The following is a 14,141-nucleotide window of genomic DNA, read 5'->3' as shown; positions in this document are numbered from 1 at the left end:
AGTGTCTCTGATCGCTTCTGACCACTTCCGCATCGTTGTCGGCCTCGGCAAGAGCGGCATGTCCCTGGTTCGCTTCCTGGCGAACCGGGGCGTGTCGTTTGCTGTGGCCGATACGCGGGAAAATCCACCGGAGCTAGACACGCTGCGTCGTGACTATCCGCACGTGGAAGTGCGTTGTGGCGAGCTGGACGTCGAGTTCCTGTGCCGTGCCGACGAGCTCTACGTGAGCCCCGGCCTGGCACTGGCGACCCCAGCCCTGCAAGCCGCTGCGGCCCGTGGCGTGAAGTTGTCCGGTGACATCGAGCTGTTCGCGCGTAACGCGAAGGTGCCGATTGTCGCCATCAGCGGTTCCAACGCGAAAAGCACCGTCACCACCCTGGTTGGCGAGATGGCCGTTGCGGCGGGCAAGCGTGTCGCGGTTGGCGGTAATCTCGGTACGCCGGCGCTGGATCTGCTCAGCGACGACGTCGAGTTGTACGTAATGGAGCTGTCGAGCTTCCAGCTCGAAACCACCGATCAACTTAACGCGGAAGTGGCGACTGTACTCAACGTCAGCGAAGACCACATGGACCGCTACAGCGGTCTGCCGGCCTATCACTTGGCCAAGCACCGGATCTTCCGCGGGGCCAAGCAGTTTGTGGTCAACCGTCAGGACGCCCTGAGCCGTCCGTTGATGGGCGAAGGTCAGCCATGCTGGACCTTCGGTTTGAGCAAACCTGATTTCAAGGCGTTTGGTATCCGGGAAGAGGACGGCGAGAAATACCTGGCCTTCGAATTCCAGAACCTGATGCCGGTGCGCGAATTGAAAGTTCGTGGCGCTCACAACCAGTCCAACGCCCTCGCGGCGCTGGCACTGGGGCACGCCGTTGGCCTGCCATTCGACGCGATGCTGTCGAGCCTGCGCACCTTTGCCGGGCTTGAGCATCGTTGCCAGTGGGTCCGCGACCTCAATGGCGTGAGCTATTACAACGATTCCAAAGCCACCAACGTTGGCGCCGCACTGGCTGCCATCGAAGGCTTAGGCGCGGACATCGAAGGCAAACTCGTGCTGATCGCCGGTGGCGATGGCAAGGGTGCCGAGTTCAAGGATTTGCGTGACCCGGTGGCGGCCAACTGCCGCGCCGTGGTGCTGATGGGCCGCGACTCCGACCTGATCGGCCAGGCCATCGGCGATGGCGTGCCGCTGATTCGCGTCAACTCGCTGCTTGAAGCCGTAGAGCAATGCCGCGCCCTCGCCGAACCGGGCGACTGCCGTGCTGTTGTCGCCGGCCTGCGCCAGTTTCGACATGTTCAAAAATTACGAAGACCGTGGTCACCAGTTCGTCCGCGCTGTGGAGGATCTGGCATGAGCCTGAGAAATATCATCAAGCCGTATCCGTCGCCGATCATTACCGGGCGCGGTATCGACCTTGATTTCCCGATGCTCGCTGGCTGCCTGGCATTGCTGGGCCTTGGCCTGATCATGATTGCCTCGGCATCCACCGAAGTGGCCGCAGCGCAGTCGGGCAGCGCGCTGTACTACATGATTCGTCACCTTATCTACATCGTGCTGGGCCTCGGTGCCTGCGTCATCACCATGATGATCCCGATTGCCACCTGGCAACGCCTGGGCTGGTTGATGCTGCTGGGCGCGTTCGGTTTGCTGATTATGGTGATCGTCCCCGGGATCGGCCGTGAAGTGAACGGTTCGATGCGCTGGATCGGTTTTAGCTTCTTCAACGTCCAGCCTTCCGAGATCGCCAAGGTGTTCGTGGTGATCTACCTCGCCGGTTACCTGGTACGTCGTCAGAAGGAAGTGCGCGAAAGCTGGATGGGCTTCTTCAAGCCATTCATCGTGCTGCTGCCGATGGCGGGCCTGTTGCTGATGGAGCCGGACTTCGGTGCCACCGTCGTAATGATGGGGGCAGCGGCGGCGATGCTGTTCCTCGGCGGGGTCGGGCTGTTCCGGTTTTCCTTGATGGTGGTGCTCGCTGTCGCGGCCGTGGTGCTGCTGATTCAAGTGCAGCCGTATCGAATGGCGCGTCTGACCAACTTTGCGGATCCGTGGGCCGATCAGTTCGGTGCCGGCTATCAGTTGTCTCAAGCACTGATCGCGTTCGGTCGCGGCGAATGGTTGGGCGTTGGCCTGGGCAACAGCGTGCAGAAACAGTTCTACCTGCCGGAAGCCCACACGGACTTCGTGTTCTCGGTCCTGGCCGAAGAACTGGGTGCCGTGGGTTCCTTGTGTACTGTCGCGCTGTTCGTCTTTGTCTGTATTCGTGGCATGTACATCGGTTTGTGGGCAGAGAAGGCCAAGCAGTTCTTCGCGGCGTACGTGGCCTACGGCCTGTCGTTCCTGTGGATTGGTCAGTTCCTGATCAACATCGGGGTGAACGTCGGCCTGCTGCCGACCAAGGGCCTGACCCTGCCGTTCCTCAGTTACGGCGGTAGTTCGTTGGTGATCTGCTGTGCCTGTCTCGGGTTGTTGCTGCGCATCGAGTGGGAGAGTCGAACCCACCTGGGCAGTGAAGAGATGGAGTTCCAGGAGAGTGACTTCGCCGAGGAGCCACCCCATGGGCGCTAACGTATTGATCATGGCGGGCGGCACCGGCGGGCACGTGTTCCCGGCGTTGGCCTGCGCTCGCGAGTTCCAGGCCCGCGGCTACACCGTGCATTGGCTGGGTACCCCGCGCGGCATCGAAAACGACCTGGTCCCGGCGGCCGGTCTGGAACTGCATCGTATCAATGCCAGCGGTCTGCGGGGCAAGGGCAAGCTGTCGCTGCTCAAGGCACCGTTCATGTTGCTCAAATCGATCTGGCAGGCGCGGGCGATCATTCGTCGGCTGCGGCCGGTGTGTGTGGTCGGTTTTGGTGGTTATGTGACTGGCCCTGGCGGTGTTGCCGCCAAATTGTCCGGCGTGCCGATCATCGTTCACGAGCAGAACGCCGTGGCAGGTACCGCCAATCGGTTGCTCATGCCGTTGGCCGCCCGAGTCTGTGAAGCGTTCCCCGACACCTTTACCCTGTCGGACAGCCGACGGACCACCGGTAATCCGGTGCGCACCGAGCTGTTCCTCGAAACACCGCGACCAGCCCTGGCCGGTCGCAAGGCGCGTTTGCTGATCCTGGGCGGAAGCCTGGGCGCAGAACCGTTGAACAAGTTGCTGCCTGAAGCCCTGTCGCAAGTCGCCGCCGACCTGCGCCCGGAAGTGTTTCATCAGGCCGGCAAAAACCACGATGAAGTGACTGCGCAGCGCTATCGCGAGGCTGGCGTCGAGGCGCAAGTGCAGCCTTTCATCAAAGACATGGCCCAAGCCTATGGCTGGGCCGACCTGGTGGTGTGCCGTGCAGGCGCATTGACCATCAGTGAACTGGCCGCCGCCGGTCTGCCCTCGATGCTGGTGCCTTTGCCCCACGCGATCGACGATCACCAGACCCGCAACGCCGAATATTTGGCTCGTGAAGGTGCTGCCTTCCTGATGCCGCAAAGAACGACTGGCGCCGCAGATCTTGCCGCACGCCTGACAGAGGTCCTGATGCAACCGCAACGACTCAATGACATGGCCAACGCGGCCCGCCGACTGGCGAAACCCGATGCAACCCGTAACGTCGTCGACACCTGCCTGGAGGTGGCCCATGGTTGAGAATCAGAAAGCCATGCCTCAACCGGAAATGCGCCGCATCCGTAAAATCCACTTCGTCGGTATCGGCGGCGTAGGCATGTGCGGCATCGCTGAAGTGTTGTTGAACCTGGGCTATGAAGTCTCAGGCTCCGACCTCAAAGCATCGCCGGTGACCGAGCGCCTGGAATCTTTCGGTGCTCACATCTACATCGGCCACCGTGCCGAGAACGCCGCGAGCGCCGATGTGCTGGTGACCTCCAGTGCCGTGAACACCTCCAACCCGGAAGTCGTCACTGCCCTGGAACGCCGGATTCCGGTGGTGCCGCGTGCCGAAATGCTTGCCGAGTTGATGCGTTATCGCCACGGCATCGCCGTCGCCGGTACCCACGGCAAAACCACCACCACCAGCCTGATCGCTTCGGTGTTCGCGGCCGGTGGCCTGGACCCGACGTTCGTCATCGGTGGCCGCCTGAATGCTGCGGGCACCAATGCCCAGCTCGGCACCAGCCGTTACCTGATCGCCGAAGCCGACGAAAGCGATGCGAGCTTCCTGCACTTGCAGCCGCTGGTGGCCGTGGTCACCAACATCGACGCCGACCACATGGCGACCTACGACGGTGACTTCAACAAACTGAAGAAAACCTTCGTCGAGTTCCTCCACAACCTGCCGTTCTACGGTTTGGCGGTGGTGTGCCTGGACGATCCGGTGGTGCGTGAAATCCTGCCGCTGGTCAAACGCCCGACAGTCACCTACGGCTTCGGCGATGACTGCGACGTGCGTGCAATCAATGTGCGCCAGCAAGGCATGCAGACCTTCTTCACCGTGCTGCGCCCTGAGCGCGAGCCGCTGGATGTCTCGGTGAACATGCCGGGCAACCACAACGTATTGAACGCTTTGGCGACCATCTGCATTGCCTCCGACGAAGGCGTCAGCGATGAAGCCATCGTCCAGGGCCTGTCCGGGTTCCAGGGGGTCGGCCGACGCTTCCAGGTCTACGGCGAACTGCCGGTAGACGGCGGCAACGTGATGCTGGTCGACGACTACGGTCACCACCCGACCGAAGTGGCCGCGGTGATCAAAGCCGTACGCGGTGGCTGGCCGGAGCGTCGTCTGGTGATGGTTTACCAGCCGCACCGTTACAGCCGCACGCGGGACCTGTACGACGACTTCGTCAATGTACTGGCCGACGCCAACGTCCTGTTGCTGATGGAAGTCTACCCGGCCGGTGAAGAACCGATCCCGGGCGCCGACAGCCGCAAGCTGTGCAACAGCATCCGCCAGCGCGGTCAACTGGACCCGATCTACATCGAGCGCGGTGTCGACCTGGCGCCGATCGTCAAGCCGCTGCTGCGTGCCGGCGACATCCTGCTGTGCCAGGGCGCCGGTGATATCGGTGGTCTCGCACCAAAACTGTTGAACAGTCCGTTGTTCGTCGGTGCCATTGCTGCGCCGGCTGTGGGGAAATTGAAATGACTGCTGCCTACGCCAACCTCGTCTCCACGATCGCGCCGAAAGACTTCGGCCGCGTCGCCGTGCTCTTCGGCGGCAAGAGTGCCGAGCGTGAGGTTTCCCTGAAGTCGGGTAACGCGGTTCTCGAAGCGCTGCAAAGCGCCGGTGTGGACGCGTTTGGCCTCGACGTCGGCGATGACCTGCTGCAGCGTCTGCTGAACGAAAAAATCGATCGCGCCTTCATCATCCTCCACGGTCGTGGCGGTGAAGACGGCAGCATGCAAGGCCTGCTCGAATGCCTGGGCATTCCTTACACCGGTAGCGGCATCCTGGCGTCGGCATTGGCGATGGACAAGCTGCGCACCAAACAGGTCTGGCACAGCCTCGGGATTCCGACGCCACGCCACGCCGTTCTTGGCTCCGAGGCCGATTGTATTTCGGCGGCCACGGAACTGGGCTTCCCTTTGATCGTCAAACCGGCCCATGAAGGTTCAAGTATCGGGATGGCCAAAGTGAGTTCCGCGTCCGAGTTGATCGACGCATGGAAAGCGGCCAGTACCTACGATTCGCAAGTGTTGGTCGAGCAATGGATTCAAGGTCCGGAGTTCACCATCGCCACCCTGCGTGACCAGGTGTTGCCAGTCATCGCCTTGGGCACCACGCACAGCTTCTACGACTACGACGCCAAATACGTGGCTAACGATACCCAGTATCGGATTCCGTGTGGCCTGGACAGCAACAAAGAAAAGGAACTCATGGACCTCACGGCGAAAGCCTGCGAGGCGCTGGGTATCGCCGGTTGGGGCAGGGCAGACGTGATGCAGGACGCCGACGGGCAGTTCTGGTTCCTGGAAGTCAACACCGCACCGGGCATGACCGATCACAGCTTGGTGCCGATGGCGGCCCGTGCTGCTGGTCTGGATTTCCAGCAACTGGTTCTGGCGATTTTGGCCGCCAGCGTTGCCGGCAACCACGAGCCGCGAGGTTAAGACCATGCAAGGCGCACAGCTGAGACATCAGCCCCCGCACCGCCCGGCCGCAAGCCGGTGCCGCGGGGTGCCAGCCGAATGGTGGCCAAAGAGCCGATGTCTGTGCGCCTGCCGAAAGCCAATTTTGGTTTTCTCAAAGCGTTGTTCTGGCCGGTGTTGTTGGTTGCACTGGGGTTTGGCACTTACGAAGGCGCGCAGCGTTTGCTGCCGTACGCCGACCGGCCGATCACCAAGATCAACGTGCAGGGCGATTTGAGTTACATCAGCCAGCAAGCCGTGCAGCAGCGGATCGCCCCGTACGTGGCGTCGAGCTTCTTCACCATCGACCTGGCGAGCATGCGTACCGAGCTGGAACAGATGCCATGGATTGCCCACGCCGAAGTGCGTCGGGTGTGGCCGGATCAGGTGGTCATCCGCCTCGAAGAACAATTGCCGGTGGCCCGTTGGGGCGACGAGGCGTTGCTGAACAACCAGGGCCAGGCGTTTACGCCCAAGGAGCTGGCGAACTACGAACACCTGCCACAGCTGTTCGGCCCACAACGGGCCCAGCAGCAAGTGATGCAGCAATACCAGGTGCTGAGCCAGATGCTCAGGCCATTGGGCTTCTCGATTGCACGCCTGGAGTTGCGTGACCGAGGCAGCTGGTTCCTGACTACGGGGGCCGGTAGCGCTGGCCCGGGGATCGAACTGCTGCTGGGACGCGGCGCTTTGGTAGAAAAGATGCGCCGCTTCATTGCCATCTACGACAAGACGCTTAAAGAACAGATTACGAACATTGCGCGCATCGATCTGCGCTACGCCAACGGCCTCGCTGTTGGCTGGCGGGAACCTGTAGCGCCGACGACAGCCAAACCCGCTGTCGCGAAGAATTAAGAAGAGGCAGGACCCATGGCAAACGTGCAAAGCGGCAAAATGATCGTCGGTCTCGATATCGGCACCTCCAAAGTGGTGGCGCTGGTCGGCGAGGTTTCGGACGACGGCACGCTGGAAATCGTCGGGATCGGCACTCATCCGTCCCGTGGCCTGAAGAAAGGCGTGGTGGTGAACATCGAGTCCACCGTGCAATCGATCCAGCGCGCCATCGAAGAAGCGCAGCTGATGGCCGGTTGCCGGATCCACTCGGCGTTCGTCGGCGTGGCCGGCAATCACATTCGCAGCCTGAACTCCCACGGCATCGTGGCGATTCGTGATCGCGAAGTCAGCGCTGCTGACCTTGAGCGTGTACTCGATGCTGCCCAGGCCGTGGCGATCCCGGCTGACCAGCGCGTGCTGCACACCCTGCCGCAGGATTACGTGATCGATAACCAGGAAGGCGTCCGTGAGCCGCTGGGCATGTCGGGCGTACGTCTGGAAGCCAAGGTTCACGTGGTGACCTGCGCCGTCAACGCCGCACAGAACATTGAAAAATGCGTGCGTCGCTGCGGTCTGGAAATCGACGACATCATTCTCGAGCAGCTTGCTTCCGCGTATTCGGTCCTGACCGACGACGAGAAAGAGCTGGGCGTGTGCCTGGTGGACATCGGCGGCGGTACCACCGACATCGCGATCTTCACCGAAGGCGCGATCCGTCACACCGCCGTGATCCCTATTGCGGGCGATCAGGTGACCAACGACATCGCCATGGCGCTGCGTACACCGACCCAATACGCCGAAGAAATCAAGATTCGTTACGCCTGCGCCCTGGCCAAACTGGCCGGTGCCGGTGAAACCATCAAGGTCCCAAGCGTTGGCGACCGTCCACCGCGCGAGCTGTCCCGCCAGGCCTTGGCCGAAGTGGTCGAGCCGCGTTACGACGAGCTGTTCACGCTGATCCAGGCTGAACTGCGCCGCAGCGGCTACGAAGACCTGATCCCGGCCGGCATCGTGCTAACCGGTGGTACGTCGAAGATGGAAGGCGCGGTCGAACTGGCCGAGGAAATCTTCCACATGCCGGTTCGCCTGGGCGTGCCGCACGGCGTGAAGGGGCTGGATGACGTGGTCCGCAACCCGATTTATTCCACTGGCGTTGGCCTGTTGATGTACGGCCTGCAAAAGCAGTCTGACGGGATTTCGTTCTCGGGCATCAGCAGCCGCGACAGCTACAGCAATGAAGAACCGAAAGCCGCCTTGCTCGATCGCATCAAGAGCTGGGTACAAGGCAATTTCTAAAGATTTACCGCAGCACCGCAACAAACGCAGTAGGCGAAAAAACTAGAGAATGTAAGGAGAGGGAACATGTTCGAACTCGTAGACAACATCCCCGCAAGCCCGGTTATTAAAGTTATCGGTGTTGGCGGAGGCGGCGGCAACGCTGTCAACCACATGGTCAAGAGCAACATTGAAGGCGTTGAATTTATCTGCGCCAACACTGATGCCCAGGCGCTGAAATCCATCGGCGCGCGGACCATCCTGCAACTCGGTACCGGTGTGACCAAAGGTCTGGGCGCCGGCGCCAACCCTGAAGTAGGTCGTCAGGCCGCTCTCGAAGATCGTGAGCGCATTGCCGAAGTCCTGCAGGGCACCAACATGGTGTTCATCACCACTGGCATGGGCGGCGGTACCGGTACCGGTGCTGCGCCAATCATTGCCGAAGTGGCCAAGGAAATGGGGATCCTCACCGTTGCGGTGGTGACTCGTCCTTTCCCGTTCGAAGGCCGCAAGCGTATGCAGATCGCCGACGAAGGTATCCGTCTGCTGTCTGAAAGCGTCGACTCGTTGATCACCATTCCCAACGAGAAGCTGCTGACCATCCTCGGTAAAGACGCAAGCCTGCTGTCGGCTTTCGCCAAGGCTGACGATGTACTGGCCGGTGCCGTTCGCGGTATCTCCGACATCATCAAGCGTCCGGGCATGATCAACGTCGACTTCGCTGACGTACGTACCGTGATGAGCGAAATGGGCATGGCGATGATGGGCACTGGCTGCGCCAGCGGTCCGAACCGTGCACGCGAGGCCACCGAAGCGGCCATTCGCAACCCGTTGCTCGAAGACGTGAACCTGCAAGGTGCACGCGGCATCCTGGTGAACATCACCGCCGGTCCTGACCTGTCCCTGGGTGAGTACTCCGACGTGGGTAGCATCATCGAAGCCTTCGCTTCCGAGCACGCGATGGTCAAGGTCGGTACCGTTATCGATCCAGACATGCGCGACGAGCTGCACGTGACTGTGGTTGCTACTGGTCTGGGCGCGAAAATCGAGAAGCCTGTGAAGATCATCGACAACACCATGCATACGTCCGTGGCATCGCAGCCGCAGCAACAAGCGCCTTCTCGTCAGGAAGCGCCTGCTGTGAACTACCGTGACCTGGACCGTCCGACCGTCATGCGCAACCAGGCTCAGGCCGGTGCTGCGACTGCCGCGAAGATGAATCCGCAAGACGATCTGGATTACCTGGACATCCCGGCTTTCCTGCGTCGTCAGGCTGATTGATGGAATGTATCAGGGCGATGAAGGTGATTGGTGTTCAGCAAAGGTCTGGTCTGCTATTATCGCCAGCCTTTGTTGATACCAGTTCGCAATTTGCGCTGAAGCGGCCCAAGCCATGATTAAACAACGCACACTGAAAAATATTATCCGTGCCACAGGTGTAGGCCTGCACTCCGGGGAGAAGGTATACCTGACCCTCAAGCCTGCACCTATCGACACCGGCATCGTGTTTGTTCGTGCCGATCTGGACCCTGTGGTGCAGATTCCTGCTCGCGCGGAAAACGTTGGCGAAACCACGATGTCGACCACGCTGGTCAACGGTGACGTCAAAGTGGATACGGTGGAGCACTTGCTCTCGGCCATGGCTGGCCTGGGCATCGATAACGCCTACGTCGAGCTCTCCGCGTCCGAAGTCCCAATCATGGATGGTAGCGCTGGACCTTTCGTATTCCTGATTCAATCGGCCGGCCTGGAAGAACAGGACGCTGCCAAGAAGTTCATCCGGATCCTGCGGGAAGTGACAGTGGAAGACGGCGACAAGCGCGCCACTTTCGTCCCTTTCGAAGGTTTCAAAGTGAGCTTCGAGATCGATTTCGATCACCCGGTTTTCCGTAACCGCACACAAAGTGCAAGCGTGGATTTTTCCAGTACTTCGTTCGTAAAAGAAGTCAGCCGCGCCCGTACCTTTGGTTTCATGAGTGATATCGAGTACCTGCGCAAGCACAACCTCGCACTCGGCGGCAGCGTTGAAAACGCTATTGTGGTCGACGCGGATGGTGTACTGAACGAAGACGGCCTTCGCTATGAAGACGAATTCGTGAAGCACAAGATCCTCGATGCAATTGGTGACCTCTACCTGCTGGGCAATAGCCTGATTGGTGAGTTCAAGGGCTTCAAGTCCGGACATGCATTGAACAACCAGCTGCTGCGCAAGTTGATTGAGCAGACAGATGCTTGGGAAGTCGTGACTTTCGAAGACGCCAGCACTGCACCGATCTCTTACATGCGTCCTGTTGCGGCCGTGTAAGCAAAAACCTCTCTAGTTTTTAAAGGCTGCCTTCGGGTGGCCTTTTTTTATACCCGCGATTTTTTGTGTTGTCTGCGCTGGCCCCTTCGCGAGCAAGCCCGTCGGCTCAGCGAAAAACTCAGCTAAGCCACCACCCGGTTACGTCCCGTTTCCTTGGCCTGATACAACGCCTTGTCCGCCGCAAACAACAACTGCTCCAGGCTGATCTCGCTCGCACTGGTCCAGGTACTAATCCCGATACTGACAGTCATCGGCGTCTTGGCATCCGCCACCAATGGCAGTTGCTCCACCGCCTCACGGATGTGTTCGGCGATCTGCTTCGCGCCCGCGCTGTCGGTTTCCGGCAGGATCACCGAAAACTCCTCACCGCCGTAACGGGCGACCACATCGCTTGGCCGTCGCACATTGGTGCTGATCACCCGGGCCAGCGAGCGCAGCGCATCGTCACCGCCCTGATGCCCATGCCGGTCGTTGAAGGCCTTGAAGTGGTCGGCATCGATCATCAACACCGACAGCGGTTTGCCGGAGCGTTGGGCGCGAAACCATTCATGGCGTAGGGCCTGATCCAGGGTTCGGCGGTTGGCCACTCCGGTCAAGGCATCGGTGGCCGCCAGTTGCGCCAGCTCTCGCTCGGCGTTGTGACGCAAGCGCAATTCGCGGCAGAGCAACCAGGTCAGCCACAACAGGCCGATACACAGCACGCTGGTGGCGCCGCTGATGACCATCGCTGTGCGTTCCCAAGTGCCGAACACTTCAGCACTGGAGAGGGCGACAATCACCGTTAACGGCAGATTGCCGACTCGGGAAAAGGTGTAGAGGCGCTTTCGGTGATCGATGCTCGACACGCTGTTGAAGCTGCCGCTGCCATCGCGCAGGATGCGCACGACGTTGGGGCGGCTGGCGAAGCTTTTGCCGATCGAGTCGCTTTGCAGGTAAGGCTTTTGCGCCAGCAGGATGCCGTCGTTGTTGATGATGTTCAGCGTGCTGTCGCTACCGATGTTCAGGCTGTTGAACAACTCGTCGAAGTACGTCAGGCGCATCGACGCCACCGCCACGCCCATGAACTCCCCGGTGGGCGAGGAAATGCGCCGACTGAAACTGATCCGCCATTGATCGCTGTCTGCGCAATCGCAGCGGGGCTTGAACGGACGGCTAATGAACATCCCGGTGTCGCGGTCCAAGACATGAGCGACGAAGTAGTCGCGGTCAGCAAAGTTGCCCGGTTTGGGGTCGGTCAATGAGGAGTCGGCCAGCACCTCGCCGTGCTTGTCGAGCAACAGGATGTCGCCCTTGAAGCGCGCCGCGGTGGAGCGATCGAACAGCACCAGTTGGCGGACCTGCGGCGGCATCTGTTTCAGGTCATCGCGTTGCGAAGCGGCAATCAGCCCTTGCAGCGTCAGGTCGTAGAGTTCGACTGTACGCAACACGTCGGCGTCGATCAACTGGGCAATGGTGGTCGCGCTGCGGGTCGCGTCCTGCTGGGCATTGGCGTGCTCGCGGATCAGCAGGAAGGTCACGATGCTCAGGATCGCGATGACCGTCAGGCAGCTGCCGAGAATCAGCAGGAGCTCAGGGCGTCCGGTCCTGCCTGGAATGTACGTGGTTCGGCTTGCTGTCATGGTTCTGATGTCTGCTGAAGGGACTTTATAAGCGTAGTTCCATAAACGTCGTTTCCCGAAGGACTCGCGCTCATCGCAGCAATCAGTCATTAAAATTCAGGTGTTACTGGGTAAAGGTATAAATGTCGGGCCAAAAAAAGGCCAGCAAAACATGCTGGCCTTTTGATTTTTTGCCGGGCTTATATATCCAGGCTTAGAAGACGTTGATCGGGTAATCGACGATCACACGGTATTCATCGGTGTCCTGATCGAGCGCGCCGTAGCCATTGCCACCGCGGTTGGTCGCCCATTGCAGGCGCACCGCCAGGTCCTTGGCCTTGCCGCCCTGAACCACGTATTTCAGATCGACGTCGCGCTCCCAATGCTTGGCGTGTTTGCCGTCGGCGCTGTACCACGAGGCGTAGCCCTTGCTGTCCGGATCGACCTTGGTCAAGTCCGTTTCACCCCGGGAGTAGGAAACCGCCGAGGTCAGGCCAGGCAAGCCGAGACCGACGAAATCGTAGGCGTACTTGAGTTTCCACGAGCGCTCGTTCGGGCCGTTGAAGTCCGAGTACTGCTGGGAGTTGTCCAGGTAGATGCTGTCGCCCTGGCTGATGTAGTCGAACGGCGTGTTGCCGTTGACCCGCTGATACGCGGCCGTAACGCTGTGATTGCCCACGCCGACGGTGAAATGCAGGCTGTAGGTGTTGTTGTCGATGTTGCCGAGCAGCGCATCACCGGTGTCTTGTGTGTGATAGAAGTGCAGGCCCGGGTTGAGGCTAACGAGGTCGTTCAACGCGTAGGTGTAATCCAGATCGTAGTAGTACTGGTTCCAGATGTCCTTGAGCTCGGAGGCGTACAGGCTGCTGGTCAGACCCGGCAAACCGCTCCAGGCCACGCCGGCCCAGTTCAGGTGCTGGCTCTCTTCACCGTCGGCGAGGGTGCCGTAAGAGGTGCTGATGCGCTTGTGGCCGCTCTGGTTGTAAGGCTTGGTGAAACTGGCCTGGCCACCTTCAATCAACCAGCCATCGAAGCTGTGATTGGTCAGGCTGACACCACGAAAGGTCTGCGGCAGCATGCGGCTTTCACCGCCGGCGATTACCGGGTTAGTGAGAAACAGGTCACCGGCCTTCAATTCGGTATCGAAGGCGCGCATTTTCAGCGTGCCGCCGGCGGTGGAGAACGAGCCCGGCGCTTTGCCGTTGCCAGCGCTCACCGGCAGGATGCTCGAATTGTCGGTGCCGCCACCGCCGTCGAGTTTCAGCCCGAGCATGGCGTGGGCGTCGAGGCCGAAACCGACGGTGCCTTCGGTGAAGCCGGATTCGAACTTGCCGAGAAAGCCCTGGCCCCACTCGATGTTGTCATCGGTGTGCTGGTGCCGGTTGCGGTTCATGTAGTAGTTGCGGGCGTTGAGGTTGAGGCTCGACCCTTCGACAAAACCTTCGCGGCTGGTGTCGTCGGCGGCCTGGGTATTGGCGGCCATCGTTGCAGCGATTGCAATGAACAACGGGCTGAGTTTCAGAGAAAAAGACACGTGCGATACAGCTCCTTTTGGGTCATTAACGTCAGTTCATGGATCGACGTTTTTTATTTCTTGTTTAGGGAGACGAAGCGGAACGTGTTTTCTGCACAATAAAAAAAGCCGCTGATAGCAGCGGCTTTGAAGACAACTTTTCAAAGGGAAGAGCCGATGAAAAGTGTCGAGGGAAACAGAGCAATACGGTGGATCAGCTGTCTTTCTCAACCGGTGGCTTGGTTGCAGAAGTGGACGCTTGAGGGGTTTGCGCAGCGTCTTGGGCTTTTGCGGTCATCTCGGCCTGAGACTGTTCGAACGCTTTTGCCCGTGCCGCGTTTTGGGCAACAAAGGCTGGCGACTCTTCAGCCATGGCGAGCGGGGACAGGAACAAAGCGGACAAAACGAAAGCGCTGGCAATACCCATAGTGTTGGACATCTTTAAAACCTTCTTGCTTGGCAAGTGCTGTTTGGTGCGCCAAGGTTAAGGTTCAAGGACGATGGGAAACAGAGCTGATTTCAGAAAGGACTGTTGCGCGCAAAGCAACAGTAGATGG

General features: G+C 60.0%; 10 protein-coding genes and 2 pseudogenes. 9 read left to right on the top strand and 3 right to left on the bottom strand.

Annotated features, from left to right (window positions below):
• Position 1 precedes the first annotated feature (1 nt).
• The 9 genes and pseudogenes from murD (at position 2) to lpxC (ending at position 10,473) form a co-directional block, all read left to right on the top strand.
• Positions 2-1,349, top strand: a pseudogene (gene murD, locus RHM58_RS02670) (UDP-N-acetylmuramoyl-L-alanine--D-glutamate ligase).
• On the top strand, positions 1,346-2,563 hold the full coding sequence (gene ftsW, locus RHM58_RS02665) for a putative lipid II flippase FtsW (RefSeq protein WP_416195296.1): 1,218 nt from the start codon (positions 1,346-1,348) through the stop codon (positions 2,561-2,563). The pseudogene murD and the gene ftsW overlap by 4 nt, the downstream one beginning before the upstream one ends.
• Positions 2,553-3,623, top strand: a complete 1,071-nt coding sequence (gene murG / locus RHM58_RS02660) for an undecaprenyldiphospho-muramoylpentapeptide beta-N-acetylglucosaminyltransferase (RefSeq protein WP_201206554.1) — start codon at positions 2,553-2,555, stop codon at positions 3,621-3,623. Before ftsW ends, murG begins: the two co-directional genes overlap by 11 nt.
• Positions 3,616-5,076, top strand: coding sequence for a UDP-N-acetylmuramate--L-alanine ligase (gene murC / locus RHM58_RS02655; protein ID WP_201206552.1), 1,461 nt, complete (start codon positions 3,616-3,618; stop codon positions 5,074-5,076). Before murG ends, murC begins: the two co-directional genes overlap by 8 nt.
• The gene (locus tag RHM58_RS02650) at positions 5,073-6,041 is read left to right on the top strand and encodes a D-alanine--D-alanine ligase (protein WP_201206549.1); all 969 of its coding nucleotides are present in this window, start codon (positions 5,073-5,075) and stop codon (positions 6,039-6,041) included. Before murC ends, RHM58_RS02650 begins: the two co-directional genes overlap by 4 nt.
• A 4-nt stretch (positions 6,042-6,045) precedes the next feature.
• Positions 6,046-6,914: pseudogene (locus RHM58_RS02645) on the top strand (cell division protein FtsQ/DivIB).
• A gap of 15 nt (positions 6,915-6,929) precedes the next feature.
• Positions 6,930-8,189, top strand: a complete 1,260-nt coding sequence (gene ftsA, locus RHM58_RS02640; RefSeq protein WP_046048247.1) for a cell division protein FtsA — start codon at positions 6,930-6,932, stop codon at positions 8,187-8,189.
• A gap of 66 nt (positions 8,190-8,255) precedes the next feature.
• Positions 8,256-9,449 (top strand): cell division protein FtsZ, encoded by a 1,194-nt coding sequence (ftsZ, locus tag RHM58_RS02635; protein ID WP_201206545.1) that lies wholly within the window; start codon positions 8,256-8,258, stop codon positions 9,447-9,449.
• Between the two features lie 112 nt (positions 9,450-9,561).
• On the top strand, positions 9,562-10,473 hold the full coding sequence (lpxC, locus tag RHM58_RS02630) for a UDP-3-O-acyl-N-acetylglucosamine deacetylase (RefSeq protein ID WP_054045542.1): 912 nt from the start codon (positions 9,562-9,564) through the stop codon (positions 10,471-10,473).
• A gap of 122 nt (positions 10,474-10,595) precedes the next feature.
• On the opposite strand, the gene RHM58_RS02625 is transcribed toward lpxC, so the two are convergent.
• The 3 genes from RHM58_RS02625 to RHM58_RS02615 all read right to left on the bottom strand — a co-directional run bounded on the left by RHM58_RS02625 (position 10,596) and on the right by RHM58_RS02615 (position 14,023).
• Positions 10,596-12,092 carry a sensor domain-containing diguanylate cyclase gene (locus RHM58_RS02625; protein WP_322269604.1) on the bottom strand — a complete coding sequence of 499 codons (1,497 nt, stop codon included), beginning with the start codon at positions 12,090-12,092 and terminating at the stop codon, positions 10,596-10,598.
• A gap of 193 nt (positions 12,093-12,285) precedes the next feature.
• Entirely contained in the window at positions 12,286-13,554 is a 1,269-nt protein-coding gene (locus tag RHM58_RS02620) for an OprD family porin (RefSeq protein ID WP_416195319.1), read from the bottom strand.
• A 244-nt stretch (positions 13,555-13,798) separates the two neighbouring features.
• Positions 13,799-14,023, bottom strand: coding sequence for a hypothetical protein (locus tag RHM58_RS02615; RefSeq protein WP_201257067.1), 225 nt, complete (start codon positions 14,021-14,023; stop codon positions 13,799-13,801).
• Positions 14,024-14,141 lie beyond the last annotated feature (118 nt).

It is taken from the genome of Pseudomonas sp. 10S4, assembly GCF_034344865.1.
Classification (GTDB): domain Bacteria; phylum Pseudomonadota; class Gammaproteobacteria; order Pseudomonadales; family Pseudomonadaceae; genus Aquipseudomonas.
This window is presented reverse-complemented; position numbering and strand designations above follow the sequence as displayed.

Bases quoted from the DNA above. Each gene is read 5' to 3' on its own strand.
- lpxC (WP_054045542.1), top strand. From the start codon at position 9,562: ATGATTAAACAACGCACACTGAAAAATATTATCCGTGCCACAGGTGTA.
- RHM58_RS02650 (WP_201206549.1), top strand. From the start codon at position 5,073: ATGACTGCTGCCTACGCCAACCTCGTCTCCACGATCGCGCCGAAAGAC.
- RHM58_RS02620 (WP_416195319.1), bottom strand. From the start codon at position 13,554: ATGGCCGCCAATACCCAGGCCGCCGACGACACCAGCCGCGAAGGTTTT.
- RHM58_RS02625 (WP_322269604.1), bottom strand. From the start codon at position 12,092: ATGACAGCAAGCCGAACCACGTACATTCCAGGCAGGACCGGACGCCCT.
- ftsW (WP_416195296.1), top strand. From the start codon at position 1,346: ATGAGCCTGAGAAATATCATCAAGCCGTATCCGTCGCCGATCATTACC.
- murG (WP_201206554.1), top strand. From the start codon at position 2,553: ATGGGCGCTAACGTATTGATCATGGCGGGCGGCACCGGCGGGCACGTG.
- murC (WP_201206552.1), top strand. From the start codon at position 3,616: ATGGTTGAGAATCAGAAAGCCATGCCTCAACCGGAAATGCGCCGCATC.
- ftsA (WP_046048247.1), top strand. From the start codon at position 6,930: ATGGCAAACGTGCAAAGCGGCAAAATGATCGTCGGTCTCGATATCGGC.
- ftsZ (WP_201206545.1), top strand. From the start codon at position 8,256: ATGTTCGAACTCGTAGACAACATCCCCGCAAGCCCGGTTATTAAAGTT.
- RHM58_RS02615 (WP_201257067.1), bottom strand. From the start codon at position 14,023: ATGTCCAACACTATGGGTATTGCCAGCGCTTTCGTTTTGTCCGCTTTG.